Source organism: Brachyspira alvinipulli ATCC 51933, from assembly GCF_000518245.1.
GTDB lineage: Bacteria > Spirochaetota > Brachyspiria > Brachyspirales > Brachyspiraceae > Brachyspira > Brachyspira alvinipulli.
On sequence record NZ_JADF01000008.1, the window covers coordinates 261185 to 277636 of the forward strand.

General features: G+C 27.6%; 13 protein-coding genes. 6 read left to right on the forward strand and 7 right to left on the reverse strand.

Going from position 1 to position 16452, the window contains the following annotated elements:
• Window positions 1–35: 35 nt before the first annotated feature.
• The 3 genes from T324_RS0101035 to T324_RS0101045 all read right to left on the reverse strand — a co-directional run bounded on the left by T324_RS0101035 (window position 36) and on the right by T324_RS0101045 (window position 3890).
• On the reverse strand, window positions 36–1667 hold the full coding sequence (locus T324_RS0101035; RefSeq protein WP_028328584.1) for a peptide ABC transporter substrate-binding protein: 1632 nt from the start codon (window positions 1665–1667) through the stop codon (window positions 36–38).
• 112 nt (window positions 1668–1779) lie between these two features.
• Window positions 1780–2766 carry an NAD(P)-dependent oxidoreductase gene (locus T324_RS0101040; protein WP_028328585.1) on the reverse strand — a complete coding sequence of 329 codons (987 nt, stop codon included), beginning with the start codon at window positions 2764–2766 and terminating at the stop codon, window positions 1780–1782.
• A gap of 83 nt (window positions 2767–2849) precedes the next feature.
• On the reverse strand, window positions 2850–3890 hold the full coding sequence (locus tag T324_RS0101045) for a hypothetical protein (protein ID WP_028328586.1): 1041 nt from the start codon (window positions 3888–3890) through the stop codon (window positions 2850–2852).
• A gap of 178 nt (window positions 3891–4068) precedes the next feature.
• Here T324_RS0101045 and T324_RS0101050 point away from each other — a divergent pair, with 178 nt between their 5' ends.
• Both T324_RS0101050 and T324_RS0101055 read left to right on the forward strand, forming a co-directional pair.
• Entirely contained in the window at window positions 4069–4749 is a 681-nt protein-coding gene (locus tag T324_RS0101050; protein WP_028328587.1) for a tetratricopeptide repeat protein, read from the forward strand.
• Between the two features lie 57 nt (window positions 4750–4806).
• Entirely contained in the window at window positions 4807–6501 is a 1695-nt protein-coding gene (locus T324_RS0101055; protein WP_028328588.1) for a DNA repair helicase XPB, read from the forward strand.
• Window positions 6502–6528: 27 nt separating this feature from the next.
• Here the strand turns inward: T324_RS0101055 and T324_RS0101060 are convergent, their stop codons facing one another.
• Window positions 6529–6882 (reverse strand): tRNA-binding protein, encoded by a 354-nt coding sequence (locus tag T324_RS0101060; RefSeq protein ID WP_028328589.1) that lies wholly within the window; start codon window positions 6880–6882, stop codon window positions 6529–6531.
• A 157-nt stretch (window positions 6883–7039) separates the two neighbouring features.
• Here T324_RS0101060 and T324_RS0101065 point away from each other — a divergent pair, with 157 nt between their 5' ends.
• From T324_RS0101065 to T324_RS0101075, 3 genes are read left to right on the forward strand one after another with little or no spacing between them, the layout of a single operon-like run.
• Window positions 7040–9187, forward strand: a complete 2148-nt coding sequence (locus T324_RS0101065; RefSeq protein WP_028328590.1) for an ATP-grasp domain-containing protein — start codon at window positions 7040–7042, stop codon at window positions 9185–9187.
• Window positions 9188–9211: 24 nt separating this feature from the next.
• Entirely contained in the window at window positions 9212–10249 is a 1038-nt protein-coding gene (locus T324_RS0101070) for a hypothetical protein (RefSeq protein WP_028328591.1), read from the forward strand.
• 18 nt (window positions 10250–10267) lie between these two features.
• The gene (locus tag T324_RS0101075; protein ID WP_028328592.1) at window positions 10268–11629 is read left to right on the forward strand and encodes a tetratricopeptide repeat protein; all 1362 of its coding nucleotides are present in this window, start codon (window positions 10268–10270) and stop codon (window positions 11627–11629) included.
• A gap of 100 nt (window positions 11630–11729) precedes the next feature.
• Here T324_RS0101075 and tsf read toward each other — a convergent pair whose 3' ends face one another.
• On the reverse strand, window positions 11730–12587 hold the full coding sequence (gene tsf, locus T324_RS0101080) for a translation elongation factor Ts (protein WP_028328593.1): 858 nt from the start codon (window positions 12585–12587) through the stop codon (window positions 11730–11732).
• Window positions 12588–12632: 45 nt separating this feature from the next.
• A complete protein-coding gene (gene rpsB / locus T324_RS0101085) occupies window positions 12633–13445 on the reverse strand; it encodes a 30S ribosomal protein S2 (RefSeq protein ID WP_028328594.1) in 813 nt (270 codons plus the stop codon).
• A 710-nt stretch (window positions 13446–14155) separates the two neighbouring features.
• Here rpsB and T324_RS0101090 point away from each other — a divergent pair.
• The gene (locus T324_RS0101090) at window positions 14156–14518 is read left to right on the forward strand and encodes a methionine-R-sulfoxide reductase (protein WP_028328595.1); all 363 of its coding nucleotides are present in this window, start codon (window positions 14156–14158) and stop codon (window positions 14516–14518) included.
• A 364-nt stretch (window positions 14519–14882) separates the two neighbouring features.
• Here the strand turns inward: T324_RS0101090 and T324_RS0101100 are convergent, their stop codons facing one another.
• Window positions 14883–16310 carry an alanine/glycine:cation symporter family protein gene (locus T324_RS0101100; RefSeq protein ID WP_028328596.1) on the reverse strand — a complete coding sequence of 476 codons (1428 nt, stop codon included), beginning with the start codon at window positions 16308–16310 and terminating at the stop codon, window positions 14883–14885.
• Window positions 16311–16452: the final 142 nt, after the last annotated feature.

Below are 16452 nucleotides of genomic sequence, written 5' to 3' on the forward strand. Positions count from 1 at the left end.
GATGGAAAATACCATCTCTTTATTATATTTGATAATTATTTTTCTAAATATGCATAGAAGAATTTATGGAATCCTAATGGATTATAAACTACATCTTTTAGTTTAGGAGTAACAAGTAAAGGTTCAGTAAAGAAATAAAGCGGTATAGCTCCCATATCTTCTTCTATAAGAATTTTTTCAGCTTCATGCATAGCTTTCATTCTTATATTATTATCATCTGTAGACATAGCCTGACCTATTAAATCATCATATCTTTTATTACTGTATCCGCCATTATTTTGAGTATTATAACTAGTAAATAAACTCATCATAGACATAGGATCAGAATAATCAGCAGACCAATAAAGCCTTCCTATCATAAAATTTTTATCTAATAAAGTCTGTCCAAGCAAAGCATTGTCTATTTGTGTAATAGTACAATCTATATTAAGATGTTCTTTCCACATTTGCTGAACGGCTTCAAATATACCTACATGATTACCAGGATCTGTTTTGAATTCTAAAACAGGGAAACCTTCTCCATTAGGATAACCTGCTTCGGCTAGCAACTGTTTAGCCAATTCTATATTTTTAGCATATCCTTCTTTTGATATATCATATAAATTTCCACCGTTTATTCTAAAATCGCCATCAATATCTCCTACTTCATAAGGAACCCAGCCACCTGCTGGTTTCTGTCCTCCCTTTGTAACATTTTCTACTATATAGTTTCTGTCTATAGCAAGAGATAACGCCTTTCTCACTCTAGGATCTTTTAAATATTTATTAGTTACATTAATAGGATAATAATATGTAGCTATAAGAGGCTTAATTTGTATTAATCCTTCAGTTGTAAGAGTAGGAATATCCTGCTGAGGTGGTTCATAAGCCATATCTAATGTTCCATCTTTTATACCAGCTACAGCTGCTGCACCATTTTGCATAAATACAAAAGTTATTTTATTTGCAACTATCTCATCAGCATTCCAATATTTATCATTTTTTACCATTACTATATTTTCATCTATATTACGTTCAGACATAACATAAGGACCATTTCCTATATATGTTTCAGGTTTTAAAGTCCAATCATCGCCATATTTGCTTATTATATCTTCTCTCAAAGGTGAAAATGTAGGGAAAGCTATAACCTCTAAAAAGTATGCTGTAGGAGCTTCTAATTCAACAACTAATGTATGATCATCAATGGCTTTAATTCCTAATGCCTCAACAGGTAATTCTCCTCTGGTAATAGCCATAGCATTTTTAACTGGCTCATGCTGATAACTATATTCACTGGCTACTTTAGGATCAACCTGTCTTCTCCAACTATATACAAAATCTCCTGCAACTACCGGTTTTCCGTCTGACCATGTAGAATTAGTTCTCAAATAAAATGTATATACTTTTCCGTCATCACTAATATCCCAGCTTTCAGCAACTCCTGGTACTATTTTATTATTTCTATCCCTTATCGTTAATCCTTCAAAAACATGAGATATATAAATAACACCATATATTTGAGCATTTAAACTTGGATCTATAGTTTTAGGCTCAACACTTAAATTTACTATTATTCCTCTATTATCTTCATCATTATTCTTAGAACATGATAAAGAAAAAAAAGACATAAAAAATACAAGATATATACCAATAATATATGATAAAACAATTCTAATACTTTTCATAATAAAACCCCTTTATATTAAACTATTTTCATAATTGTTAATTAATAGTTTATATAATTTAAAAATGTTAGTCAACAAAAAATAAAAAAATATGTAAATATTATATGCCTTATTATATTTCATTTTTACATTCATTCATATTATAAAAATCAATTATATTTTTTATGGAAATGCTTACCATATTGGATACTGCTTCATCTGTATAAAAAGCAGCATGAGGAGTTATTATAACATTATCCATTTTGAATAATTCTTCTATTATATTATCTTCTAAAATCTTATCCTCAATATTTTTATTTGCATAAAGAATTTCATTTGTATAAACATCTAATGCCGCACCTGCTATATGCTTATTTTTAAGAGCCTTAAGTAAATCAATATTATTAACTATAGCTCCTCTACTTACATTAATAATATAAACACCTTTTTTCATTTTTTTTATAGCATCTTTACAAAGCATTTCATTAGTTTCCTTTGTTGCTGGAACATGATATATTATAACATCACTATTTGCATATAATGTATCCAACGAAACATATTCAGCATAATTTTTTATTTCATCTTTTTGAGTTCTTGAATATACAAATATATTTTTAGGGTAAAATCCTTTTAAATGTTTAATAGTTAATGTTCCTATTCTTCCAGTTCCTATAACTCCAATACTCAAATTTCTAATTTCTTTACCTATTAATCCATTACGTACATAATTTCTATTAGCCCCATTAATAAGTAAATTATTATAATGTCTAATAAGAGAAAGTAATGAAAGTATTGTAAATTCACTCACAGAATTAGGAGAATATGAAGGAACATTTGCAATTCTCATACCAACTTTTTTAGCATGATTAATATCTACATTATCAAATCCAACTGCCCTTGTACTCATGTATTTAATACCATATTCTATAAGTTTGTCAATAACTTTATCTGTTATCTCATCTCTAGCATTGAATAATACTGCATCATACCCTTTAGTTTCTTCTACATTATTTATATTTAAATAATATTTATGTAAATCTAACTCTATATTATACTTTTCTTCCATAAGTTTAAAAGATTCTATTTCATCATCAAAAACAGAATATACAACTATTTTCATAATTACACCTTTACAGAAATTTCATAAATATGAATTATTATGACTTAGAAACTAAAAAATACCAACATCCCAAACTTATAAAATCAAGTTTGGAAAAAGAACACATAAACTATAGAAATGAAAACAATTATTATAACAGCACCAAGTCCAAGCATTGCTATTTTAAATGTATCCATTTTAGGAAGTAGCTTTTTAATAAAAGACTCATTTTTGCTAGAAGAAAATTTTTCATCATCTTTTTCCGGCATAGTATATACATCTTTACTAGGATTAAATATTTTTAGTTTAATAGGCTCAGATTCTTCTATTAAACAACAATATCCCTCTATCAATTTTAATAAAATTTTTATTGATTTTTCTTCAACATTCTTCTCTAAAACTTCTGCTGGAACTAAATATTTAGAATATTTATCCTGCTTTCCATTAAGTTCAAGATATATTATATTCTCTTCAACTGTATTAGAGTTAATACTTACAATAACTTTATCTCCAGGCTGTATATCATTAATAGATTTTCCTGCTACAGGATCAACTATAAATGAAGCATTTATAAGTTTATAATTAGGTGTAGAATTTTCAGTTGCTTTTGATGAAGCTTCATTCTTATTTTCAGAATTTCCTGTTGATTGAGGATTAGACATATTTTCTAGTTCTTTATGTAAATTTTCCATAGCTAAATTAACATCATCTATGCTTATTACATTATGAACTATATCAAATGTACCTATATGAAAATCCATAAATCTATTCATTGCACTTGAAAACATATCTATAATAGATATAATATTATTATTATTATGATATACAATAATATTATTTATATTTCTATCTTCTGATAAAATATTATTAACTGATTCTTTAAATTTATTGAAATATGAACTGCCTACAGTATTAAGTTTATTATATATTTCTATATGTTTATATAATTCTAATAAATCAGTATATGAGTTTAAAAATTTCAATAGCTTATGATCACCTGAGATAACAAAAGTCATATCTATAAGTTTACTATAAAATTTATCTATAAAAAATACCATATAAATATATTTATCCAAATCACTATATTCTGCTGATATTCTTATAGCTAAAACTTCTTTTTCTGTATTTATTTTTTGAGATGCCATAAAGCCAATACCTATATAAAAATTAATTTTATCTATTATATAGTTAATTATTATATCATAGTTTAAGATAATAAACAAGTGTAAAAATTAATTATATATTAAATAAGCACTTGATTTTTTTTATTTTAATTATTATAATTGACTATTCAAAATAATTTCTTAAATATAAGAGGGCTTTATGAGCAAAATGCAGAAAAATGCTGAGTTAATACTTGCATATATTTACAACAATAGATTAATATTTATTTCAGCTTTTGTACTTATAATAGTGATAATAGCTGGTATTTTAGTATATAGAATGAATATAGAAAGCCAGGATGAAAAAATTAATATAGACTTTGAATCTGCATTAGCATTATATAATGTGTATCAAAATTCACAATTACCAGATGATCAATTAAACAATCCAGGTTTGATAATAGATATAACAAGCAGATTTCAAAAAGTATATTCTGCTGCTAAAGGAAAAAATCTAAAATTAAGAAGTGCTTATGCATTAGGTTCAGTATATTATGATGTAGAAAACTTTAAAGAAGCAGAAAAATACTATCAAGAAGTTGCCAACTCTAGAGGATTCTATTTACAGGAAAGTGCAATATATAATTTAGCTAATACACAAATAGATTTAAGTAATTATACTCAAGCTGCTAATACTTTAGAAAACTTCATGAAAGCATACCCTAAAAGCTATTTAATACCTCAGGCAGCTTTAACATTATCCGATGTTTATTTAGCTCAAAATGATAAAACAAAATCAATAAATGTACTTAAAACATGGATGAGTCAAAATACAAATAATACTGAATATTTGAATAAATTTAGAGAAACCATAACTCTTATAGAAAATAATATTTATTGATTGTTAATTAATTTTAATCTATAAAATAATTATATACTATATTTAAGGAAAAAAAAATTGAATAAAAATGCTCCGCTCATAGTTCAGGGTGATGGTACTATTCTTTTAGATGTTAGCACAAAACATTTTGAAGAAATTAGAAATTTTATGCTGGTATTTGCAGAACTTGTAAAAAGCCCTGAGTACATACATACTTATAGAATAACATTGGTATCATTATGGAATGCTGCTAGTTTAAATTATACCTCAGAACAAATAATAAGTTTTTTAAAAAAATATACATCTTATGAAATACCAAAAAATATAATAAAGCAAATAGAAACAAGTATAGAAAAATATGGCAGAATTAAAATAATAAGAGAAAATGATAAATATTATTTAATAAGTGAAGATAAAAACATTATAGATGAAATACTTCACTATAAAGCCATGATAAAATACATAAAATCAGAAATTAATGAAAATAAATTAGAAATAGATCCTACATACCGAGGTCATATAAAATTAGCACTTATTAATATAGGATACCCTGTTCAAGATTTAGCAGGATATAAAACAGGAGAAACATATAATTTTAATTTAAGAAAAAACCTAGCATCAAGCGGAGATGAATTTGCTTTAAGAGATTATCAAAAGAACTCTGTAGAAGCATTTTATGCCGATGGAAAACCAGAAGGCGGTGCTGGAGTAATAGCTTTGCCATGCGGTACCGGTAAAACTGTTGTAGGTATTGTTGCTATGCATAAAACACAAACAAAAACACTGATAATAGTTACAGGTGTTACAGCATGCAGACAGTGGAGAGATGAAATTTTAGATAAAACTGATATTCCTCCTGAAGATATAGGTGAATATAATGGTTTAAACAAAGAAATAAAGCCAATAACAATAGCAACATATAAAATTCTCACTTATAGAAAAAATAAAGAATCTCCATTTGTACATTTTGAGTTATTCTTCCAATATAATTGGGGATTAATAATATATGATGAGGTGCATTTGTTGCCAGCTCCTATTATTAAACTTACAAGTGAAATTCAAAGTATGAGAAGATTAGGGCTTACTGCTACTTTGGTAAGAGAAGACGGACTTGAAAAAGATGTATTCTGTCTTATAGGTCCTAAAAAATTTGATATACCTTGGCGTGAATTAGAGGAAAAGAAATTTATTGCAGAGGCATATTGTTATGATATAAGAATACCATTAGATGACAGCCATAGATCAGATTATGTTATATCCAGTGATAAGGTAAAATTTAGAATAGCTAGTGAAAATGTATTAAAATATACTATAGTAAAAAAGATTATAGAAAAACTAAAAGGTAAAAATATACTTATTATAGGCCAGTATTTAGATCAATTGGATGAAATGAAAAATAGAACCGGATATACAATAATTACTGGAAAAACACCTCAAAGCGAGAGAGATGTTATATATAAAAAATTTAAAACAGGTGAAATTACAACTCTTATAGTAAGTAAAGTTGCTAATTTAGCTGTGGATTTGCCTGATGCCAATGTTCTAATACAAATTTCCGGTACATTTGGTTCTAGACAAGAAGAAGCACAAAGACTTGGAAGAGTACTTCGCCCTAAAAAAGGTGAAAATAAAAGTTACTTCTTTTCTATAATTACAACTGATACCAAAGAAGAGGATTTTGCACATAAAAGACAATTATTCCTTACAGAACAAGGTTATCACTATGAACTTCTTGATAAAGATTCATTTGAGGAATTGGAATTCAATAATTAAAAAATTAGATTATATAGCCTTGTAAAACTACCCTATTGATATTCCATTTTCGCATTCTTCTTTTGTTGTTAATAGTACCACTTCTCCATTATCTTTAACTGCACCTAGTACTAAGCATTCAGAAAAAAAGTTAGCTATTTGCTTTTTTGGAAAATTAACAACAGCTATTATGCGTCTTCCTATTAAATCTTCTTTTTTATATAATTTAGTTATCTGAGCAGATGATACTTTAACTCCCAATGCTCCAAAATCAATTTTTAATTTATATGCAGGTCTTTTAGCTTTAGGAAAATCATCAGCTTCTATTATAGTACCTGTTCTGATATCAAGTGCCATAAAGTTATCAAAACTGCATTCTTCTTTTTTATCTTCTATTTCCATTATAAACTCCAAAACAAAACTATTTATAATATTTTATTTGTATATTAAAAAATTGTCAATTATATAAAAATATAAAGTTCTTTAGTTTAGTATTAAAATTTCGATATTAGTAACACTATTAAGGAATATTTTAAATTAAATAAAAAGGCAATATTTAATGAAAGGCAAACGTATAATAATAATAGGAGCTGGGCTATTGCAGGTTCCAGCCATACAAATCGCACAGGAAATGGAACTATATACAATAGTTTTTGATTATAATAAAGATGCTCCAGGTATGAAGATAGCAGATTATCCTATGATAATGTCAACTAGAGATGTTGATGGAAGTGTAAGGGCAGCAAGAGATTTGAGTCAAAAAATGGAAATACATGGGGTTATTACAGTAGGTACTGACGCTTCTACAACTGTTGCTGCTGTTGCAAATGCTTTGGGACTTCCAGGAAATAGATTTGAAGATGCTTATGCTGCATCCAATAAAATTAGAATGCGTGAAAGATTTAAGAAAAATAATGTCCCTCAACCAAATTTTTTTCCTGTATGGAATTATGAAGAAGCAATGGAAGCATACAAACACTTAAATACACCGGTTGTTGTTAAACCTGCTGATAATATGGGAGCCCGTGGTGTAATGAAAGTATCAAATGAAAATGATATATTAGCTGCTTTTAACAGAGCAAAAAGTGCATCACCTTCTGGAGAAGTTATAATAGAAGAATTTATGGATGGTCCGGAACTTTCTATTGATATGCTTATATATAATGATGAAATATATGTTACTGGAGTTGCTGATAGAATAATAGAATTTCCTCCATTTTTTATAGAAACAGGACATATTATGCCTTCTGCTTTAGAAAAAGAAAAACTAGATGACGCTATTAATGTAATGAAAGCAGGTATAAAAGCATTAAATCTAAAAATCGGGGCTGCTAAAGGTGATATAAAAGTAACAAAAAATGGTGCTATGGTTGGTGAAATTGCTGCTAGACTTTCAGGTGGATTTATGAGTGCCTATACCTACCCTCTTGCTACTGGTGTAAATTTAATAAAAAATGCCATAGAAATAGCTTTAGGAAATCCTCCAAGCGATTTAAAACCAAAATGGGATAAAGTATCAGTAGAAAAAGCATTTCTTCCAGGTACAGGAATAATAGAATCCATTGATGGTGTTGAAAATGCTAAAAAAATAGAAGGTATTAAAGAAGTATTTATTAAAACAAAATCTGGAGATATATTAGTTACACCTACAAACAATTTAGAAAAAGCAGGTAATATAATAGCTGTAGGAGATACAAGAGATGAAGCTATAGCAATAGCAAATAAAGCTATGAGCTGTGTACATTTCAAATTAACAGATGAAAAAAGTATTACTATAGATGAAATCAAAAAAGTCGCTAAAGAAAAACTATCATCTAATTCAAATGTTTCATATTTATTTGCAGAGGATACTGAAGATAAAACAGGACTTTCTGAATATAATTTCAGCCCTAGTGTAATTCATAAAGAACCAGAGGCAAATATAGAAACCAATCTATTTAATATGCATTTATCTCAGCCTACTATAATAGATACAATTCACAATTTAAAAGAAGCAATAAACGGCATTATGGATATAAAAGAATATTATGAAACAATTATAGATGTGGCCTCTAATTGTGAAGTACTTGCCATATTTAATGACTTTAATGACAATGAAATATTTGAACTATCATTAAAAACTATAAGTGGAAGAAAAAGAGGCATTATTATGATAGATGCCAATAATACCTTAGAAATAGTAACACAAAAATTACAATTAGCAGAAAAAAATGGTGCTTGCGCTGTTGGTATAGATTTTTCTTACTGCTATAATATAAATGAATTAAATAAGATACATTTTAAATCTGAAAAAGATTTAGCAAAAATAGTTAAGCAATTAGATATACCTTTAATCATAAAAGGGATATCTAGTAATAGAGATTTGGATAATATAAAATTATCTCATATAAATAATGTTTATCTTTCAAATAATAATAAGTATGCATTAAAAGGTATGGAAAAAGTTGCCGATACTGTTGATAAAGTGGATTTTAATTCAAATCAACACTTTAATATACTTGCAGAATCTCCTAGATATGGAGTTGATGTATTTAAATATTTAGTATTGGGAACAAATGCTGTTTGTGTTACTGAAGAAAGTTTTATTTCTATTATAGGAAAAGGAAGAAAGGGACTTGAATATTTATTATATTCAAATAGAGATAAATTAGAAAAGATGATAAAGCTATTTGGACAAACAGGCGATGTTAATTATATTAAATATTAATTAGCACAAAATTAGGTAACTATTATGGAAGCTAAACAAATAAACATGTCAAAATCATATATATACGGTTTCTTTGCCGCTATGATAAGTACATTGATATACAGTGCCGTTATTATACCTATTTACATACTGCTAATATCATCAAATCAGCAAAATTTCATGGTATATTTATTGTATGCTCTTGATGTATGGGTATGGATATGGATTGGTATATCTATATTATATGCATTTATAATAGTATTAATGCAGCCTACTAAAGCATATAGTTCATTAAGTAAAAGCATAGAAAATTTACTTTTCTTTATAGTTACTTCATTGATAATTATACTATCTCTTAGTTATGTACCAGAAATACAAAAACTTTTATATAAAAAAGATTATACATTTTACAGCAGTATATTAGCTATAGGATTATTTTTCATATCAATACAATTAGCATATAGTATAAAGAAATTAATTATATTTATGTATAAAACTATATTATATAATTTAGGATATAGTATAGAAGATGAAATATTAGATTCAGATAATGAAGATGAAAATGATGAAAACTACAGTACTATAAAAATTAGAAATGCAGAATATGAAATATTTTCTAATACTATAAAAAATGTTATAGCATTTTCACAAAGATATAAGCATGCTGTTGGAATAATAGCCTTTGGCATATCAAATAATAAATCTATAATAGAAGATTTTGGAGTTGATGGATATAACAAAATTAAAGATGAACTTATTAAGGCAATAAAGAAAAATGCTAGAATAGGTGAAAATCAATGCTTGGTTAATGAAAATGTTATATATTCAATAATATATGCTAATGAAGAGGAATCTTGGAAAGCTACAAAAAGATATTATAAAGCATTAAAAAATTATAACTTTGAATATAATGGCGAAAGTGTAGATATTAATATATCTATGGCCGTAAGCGGATTTGATTTTTCAAGTAATAAATCGAACAAGATGTCAGTTTATGTCATCAAGGAAAATTTAATGAAGAAAATTAAAGACGCTTTAAATGAATCAGAAGAAACTGGAAGTCCAGTTATATATTATGAATAATAAAAAGGGAAAAGAATCGTGGAAGCTTCATTAATTATAATATTAGTGCTAATAGTTTTATTGGGTTTCGCAACCAATTATGTTATAAAAAGTGGGTCATATCCTATAAAACTAAAAAAAATTGTTCAGGCTTATAATGATCAAAATTATGATGTAGCCATGAGAGAAATAAATAATTTAGACCCTAAGTATAAAAAAGATGCAAATATATTATGGATGAGTGCTAATATATATTATAAGCAGCAGCAGTATATACTGGCTATGGCAGCATTGCAGAATATGATAGATGGTGCATATTTTTCTAAAGAATTAACAGAATTAACTGTAAGAGAATTCCTAGCAAAAATATATGAACAAACAGGCAATACTAAAAAAGCAATAGATGAATATGATATGATTACAAAAATAAGAGATAATGATTATGATTCTCTATTTAAAGCAGGTAATGTTTGTTATCAATATGGAGAATGGGTACAAGCTCAAAAATATTTATCATTAGCTGTAGGACATAATGACAGTAACCCTCAGTTATTATATATGTTGGCATACTGTTTTTATAAAATCCGTTCATACCATGCTGCCCAGCAAAACATAGAAAAAGCTATAGCATTGGATTCTACAAATGCTCAGTATCACCTATTACTTGGTGAAATATTATCTTCAAGCAGAGACTTCCAAAATGCTATTAAAGAATTAGAAATTGCTTATGACAGTAATGAGATATCAGATAAAGATAGTATATCTTTAAATCTTGCTAATTCATATTATGAACTTGGAAATTATAGTAAGGCAAGAGAATATTATGGACAGGTATTAAATAAAGAAAATGTACCTAATGAAAAAGTAGTAGATGAAAGATATAGATATGCAGAAACTTTAGTTAAAAATAAACAATTTGAAGCTGCAGTAAAACAATGGGAAATAATAAAATCAATTAGAAATATATACTTAGACGTTGATCAGAAATTAAAAACATATAGTTCTATCATTGCTAATAATGCATTCAGAACTGCTTTGGAAATGGATATTATAGAATATTTGGAAAAGTATTTCTACAGAATATTAACATTAAATGGTTATGTAGTTACAGATCATACTAAGAAATCAGATACATTAGTATTTTTCGTTACTATAAAGAAATTTGGTTCTGAGGGACAATCATATAAGAGTACATTTGCTTTAGATACTTCCGGATATCCTATGAGACAGGAAACTGTAGATCAATTTATGGAATATGCAAGAGTATATAAGAGTGCTCACTCATTCCTAATAAGTATAGGTGACTTTGCACCTAACCTAAAAATTGATGATACAGTAATGATTATTGAACCAGAAAGATTTGAAGCTATTATTGAAGGTGTTATATCATTTAGTGATTAATGTAAGTAAGATTAGCTCATTTATTATACTCTATTAATAAAAAAGGTTATGATAATATTTTTATCATAACCTTTTTTAAGTTTAATTAAAATCTCTATTATTAATTTAAACCTAAAGAAACTATTACAAAGTTTTTAATGTTTGCAGTAGCACCTGCTTCTTTAGATATTTCATCTATCAAACTTTTAATAGATATTTTGTTATCAGTAAATAATTTTTGGTCTATAAGAACAGACTCAGAATACCAAGAACTCATTTTACCTTCAACTATTTTTTCTACCATATTTTCTGGTTTTCCAGCATCTCTAACTTGTTTTTCAAAGATTTCTTTTTGCTCTTTAACAGCATTTGCATCAACACCTTCTCTATTCAAAGCTAAAGGTTTTTCACTAGCAACATGCATAGCAATTTGATCAGCTATTTCTTGACATTTTCCTTTAGGCTTAACATCAAATTCAACTACAGCAACTAGTTTATTGTTAAAGTGAGCATAAGTACCGAAGAAACCGTCTGTTTTCATAACTTTTACATCTGCAAGAACAGTTTTTTCACCCCATTTCTGTATACCTTCATTTATCATGCCTTGAATAGTATCTCCGTTAGGACCTTTAGCATTTAAAAGTGCATCTACAGAAACATCAGAAAGCTCCATAGCTGTATTTGAAATTGCTTTAGCTAAATTTATGAATAATTCATTTTTAGCAACGAAATCTGTTTCACATTGAAGTTCTATACAAGCAACTTTAGTTTTATCATCATTAACACAAAAACCTATAGAACCCTCTTTAACTGTACGTTCATTTTTTTTAGCAGCAACAGCCGCACCTTTTTCTTTAAGAAGGCGAATTGCCTTATCCATATCACCATCAGTTTCTTGAAGAGCTTTTTTGCAGTCCATTATACCTACACCAGTACGCTCTCTAAGTTCCTTGATAGTATCCATACTAATATTTGCCATTAATTTTATCCTTTATATTAAAATATTTTATTTATAGTTTGCAAATTAATCATCATCTTCCTGAGAAACACCATACTGTTCAGCAATAGCCTCAGCAGCTTCTGTAGCACTATTATCATAAACTTCTTCAACTATCTCAGAAGAAGAATCTGTTTTAGCTAATGTTTCTTTACCTGCTTCATTTTGTCCTTCTATAACAGCAGAAGCAACAACACCTGCAAATAAGCTGATAGCTCTAATAGCATCATCGTTACCAGGTATAGGATGATCTATAACTTCAGGGTTACAGTTAGTATCAACAACAGCAACAACTGGTATTCCTAATTTTCTAGCTTCACTTACAGCAATGGCTTCCTGCATCGGATCTATTACAAAAAGCATATCTGGTAAATTTTCCATATCTTTAATACCAGCAAAGTTTTTCTCTAATCTTTCTTTTTCTTTAAGAAGAAGTATAACCTCTTTTTTAGGAAGTTTATCAAATGTACCATCAACCTCTTCTTTTTCTATTCTTTTAAGTCTTGCAATACTTTTTTTGATAGTAGCAAAATTTGTAAGCATACCTCCAAGCCAGCGATTATTAACATAGTACATATCGCATTTCTCAGCAGCTTCTTTGATGCTTTGTGATGCTTGTTTTTTAGTTCCAACGAAAAGAACATTTCCGCCGTTTCTAGCCATTTCTTTAACAGCATCATAAGCTTTTTTAACATAAGTTAAAGTTTTCATAAGGTCAATGATATAAATATCATTTCTCTCTTGGAAAATAAAAGGCTTCATTCTAGGATCCCATTTTCTAGTTGGGTGTCCGAAATGTACGCCTGCCTCTAAAAGGTCTTTCATAACTGGTAATGACATAATCATATCCTTTAAAATAAAAATAGAGTACCGACTACGGCACCCTATCCATAAATTCCAGACATTATTTTAAAACATTAATAGTATAAAAAATCATAATGCTTTGATTACTAATTTAAGTAACAACGTCTTTTCTATATTCAAAATTTATAATGAATAATTAAGAACGTTTTGCTATTATGGAAAAGTTTACCAATATAATCGGTGTATAATATACTATCATATAATAAAAAAAATGTCAATTATTTTTTATTAAAGTAAATTAGATTTTATATTTACCATAATAACTTTATAAAACTATAAAATAATTGTATATTACTCACCTGCTAATACAATTAACAATACAATACTGATTATTATTATAAATGTATTGATTAAAGCTAATATGAATAATATACGTTTAATATATAGAATTATTTTTTTATTTATACTATCATCTTTAATACTCTTTTGAACAATATGCAATATTGCGGACAATGAAAATAATATAATTATAAAAATAATAAAAAACATAAACTCATTATATTACAAGTACAATAAATATTCAATTATCTTGACATTAAGAATAATTTAAAAACATTTTACTATTATGGAAAAGTTCTCCAATACAGCCGTCATCATATATAAAAGTTAATAATGTTTTAAATAAATTTGTAAAAAATATAAATAGCATTATAATATTATAAATAAAAGTTAGAGGTATATAATAAATGGAAAAAAGAGAACTTACAGAAGAAGAAAGAAATGTCATTATTTTCAAAGGCACAGAATACCCTTTTATAGGTGAATACAATGATTTTTTTGAGGAAGGTATATATTGCTGCAAACAATGCGGGGCAGAATTATACCGCTCTGAAGACAAATTCAAATCTCATTGCGGATGGCCTAGTTTTGATGATGAAATAAAAGGTGCAGTAAGGCGCTCATTAGATGAAGACGGATACAGGATAGAAATTACATGCAATAACTGCGGCGGGCATTTGGGACATGTATTTCAAGGAGAACATCTTACAGAAAAAAATATAAGACATTGTGTAAACTCTATATCATTAATATTCAAACCTAAAAAATAAATTTTATTAGGAGATTATTATGGAAAATAAAGAAAACATTATAAAACTAATAAATGAACTTAGTATAAATAACTCTACCAGTGAAACATTAAATATAAATAATACGGTTTTTTATAAAAATAAAATGCTTTAATGATGGCATCTTATTTTGGTTTTGATGATATAGTTAAGAATTTAATAGGAAATAATAGAACATTAATATTATATAAATCAATTCTAAGCAAGTAAAGATTCTATTTTTCACTACTCATAAATATAATAAGTAAAAATATATATTATACAAAACAAAATATTTTTAATAAAATAAAAGGGCTTATATAAAAATATATAAGCCCTCTATATTCAGAAACTATAAATTATATATTTATTTTTCTTTACTATCTCTTTCTTTCTTAAAGTCCTGATAACCTTTAGATAAAACAGCAACTGTACCACTTAAAGCCAATACACCTATAATGTTAGGAATAACCATCATAGCGTTAAAACAGTCAGATAAAGACCATACTAAATCAACTTTTAAAGTAGAACCAATAAATATAAATATTATAGCAAGAATAGAATAAACTCTTACAGCTTTTTCACCAAATAAATATCTAATGTTCTGTTCACCGAAGAAATACCAAGCAATGATTGTAGAAAATGCAAAGAAGAATAAAGATATAGCTACAAACATAACACCTATGCTTCCAAATTTAGTTTTGAAAGATTCCTGTGCTAAACCTATACCTTTAAGTGTTTCAGGAATAGTAGCTTGAGTTACATTACTATTATATACTTGATCTAAAACTCCAGAAGTAAGCATTACTAAAGCAGTTAAAGTTACTACTAGGAATACAGCAAATACACCCATTATAGCAACAGCACCTTGTTCACATGGATGTTCAACGTCAGCTAAAGCGTGAGCGTGAGGAGTAGAACCCATACCAGCTTCGTTAGAGAATAAACCTCTTGCGATACCTAAACGTACAGCATTCATTACAGCAATACCTATAGTACCGCCTACTACAGCCTGAGGATCAAAAGCACCTACAAATATCATTCTGAAAGCCTCAGGTATTTTACCTATATTAAGAATTAAGAAAGCAAGAGCACCTAATATGTATAATACACCCATTATAGGAACTATTTTTTCTGTAGTCTTAGCTATTCTTCCTATACCTCCTAAGAATATGAATCCTGCAAGTACAGCAACTACTATACCGATTATCACTTTATTAACACCAAAAGCGTTATTGAAAGCAACACCTATAGAGTTTGACTGAACCATATTACCCATAAATCCTAAAGCAAGAATTATCAATATAGAAAATAATCCTGCTAAAAATTTACCAAAACTATTTTTAAATGCCTGTCTTATATAATATGAAGGACCACCTATCCATTTACCTTCTTTAGTTTTTTCTCTAAAATGAATAGCTAAACTAGCTTCAGCAAATATAGTAGCCATACCCAAAAATGAAGATACCCATAGCCAGAATACCGCACCAGGACCGCCTGCTAATAAAGCAGTAGCTGTACCTGTTAAGTTACCTGTACCAACCTGACCAGCTATAGAAGTAGCTAATGATTGGAAAGAACTGATTTTTCCTTCTTCTGTACCTGATTTTTTTGATGTTTTTGTGAAACTGCGTTTAGCACTATAAACAAACTCTCTTACTTGAACAAATTTTAATCTAAAAGTAAGAAATAGACCTGTACCTACTAATAATATAATTAGTAAAGGATCCCATAAAAACCCGGCAACCTTATTAACTATTACTAATAATTGATCATTAAATTGTTCAAATGTCATAACTTTTACCTCTTAATTCTTAGATTTTTTAATAAACAAAACTTCATTGAATGTCTAAAATAGACAAAAAAATGAATAGCCCAAACTTAAACCAATAACTAATTTCTAATAAAAATCAGAAATACCAATGAATAGTTATATT

Bases quoted from the DNA above. Each gene is read 5' to 3' on its own strand.
- T324_RS0101035 (WP_028328584.1), bottom strand. From the start codon at position 1,667: ATGAAAAGTATTAGAATTGTTTTATCATATATTATTGGTATATATCTT.
- T324_RS0101040 (WP_028328585.1), bottom strand. From the start codon at position 2,766: ATGAAAATAGTTGTATATTCTGTTTTTGATGATGAAATAGAATCTTTT.
- T324_RS0101045 (WP_028328586.1), bottom strand. From the start codon at position 3,890: ATGGCATCTCAAAAAATAAATACAGAAAAAGAAGTTTTAGCTATAAGA.
- T324_RS0101050 (WP_028328587.1), top strand. From the start codon at position 4,069: ATGAGCAAAATGCAGAAAAATGCTGAGTTAATACTTGCATATATTTAC.
- T324_RS0101060 (WP_028328589.1), bottom strand. From the start codon at position 6,882: ATGGAAATAGAAGATAAAAAAGAAGAATGCAGTTTTGATAACTTTATG.
- T324_RS0101065 (WP_028328590.1), top strand. From the start codon at position 7,040: ATGAAAGGCAAACGTATAATAATAATAGGAGCTGGGCTATTGCAGGTT.
- T324_RS0101070 (WP_028328591.1), top strand. From the start codon at position 9,212: ATGGAAGCTAAACAAATAAACATGTCAAAATCATATATATACGGTTTC.
- tsf (WP_028328593.1), bottom strand. From the start codon at position 12,587: ATGGCAAATATTAGTATGGATACTATCAAGGAACTTAGAGAGCGTACT.
- rpsB (WP_028328594.1), bottom strand. From the start codon at position 13,445: ATGTCATTACCAGTTATGAAAGACCTTTTAGAGGCAGGCGTACATTTC.
- T324_RS0101090 (WP_028328595.1), top strand. From the start codon at position 14,156: ATGGAAAAAAGAGAACTTACAGAAGAAGAAAGAAATGTCATTATTTTC.
- T324_RS0101100 (WP_028328596.1), bottom strand. From the start codon at position 16,310: ATGACATTTGAACAATTTAATGATCAATTATTAGTAATAGTTAATAAG.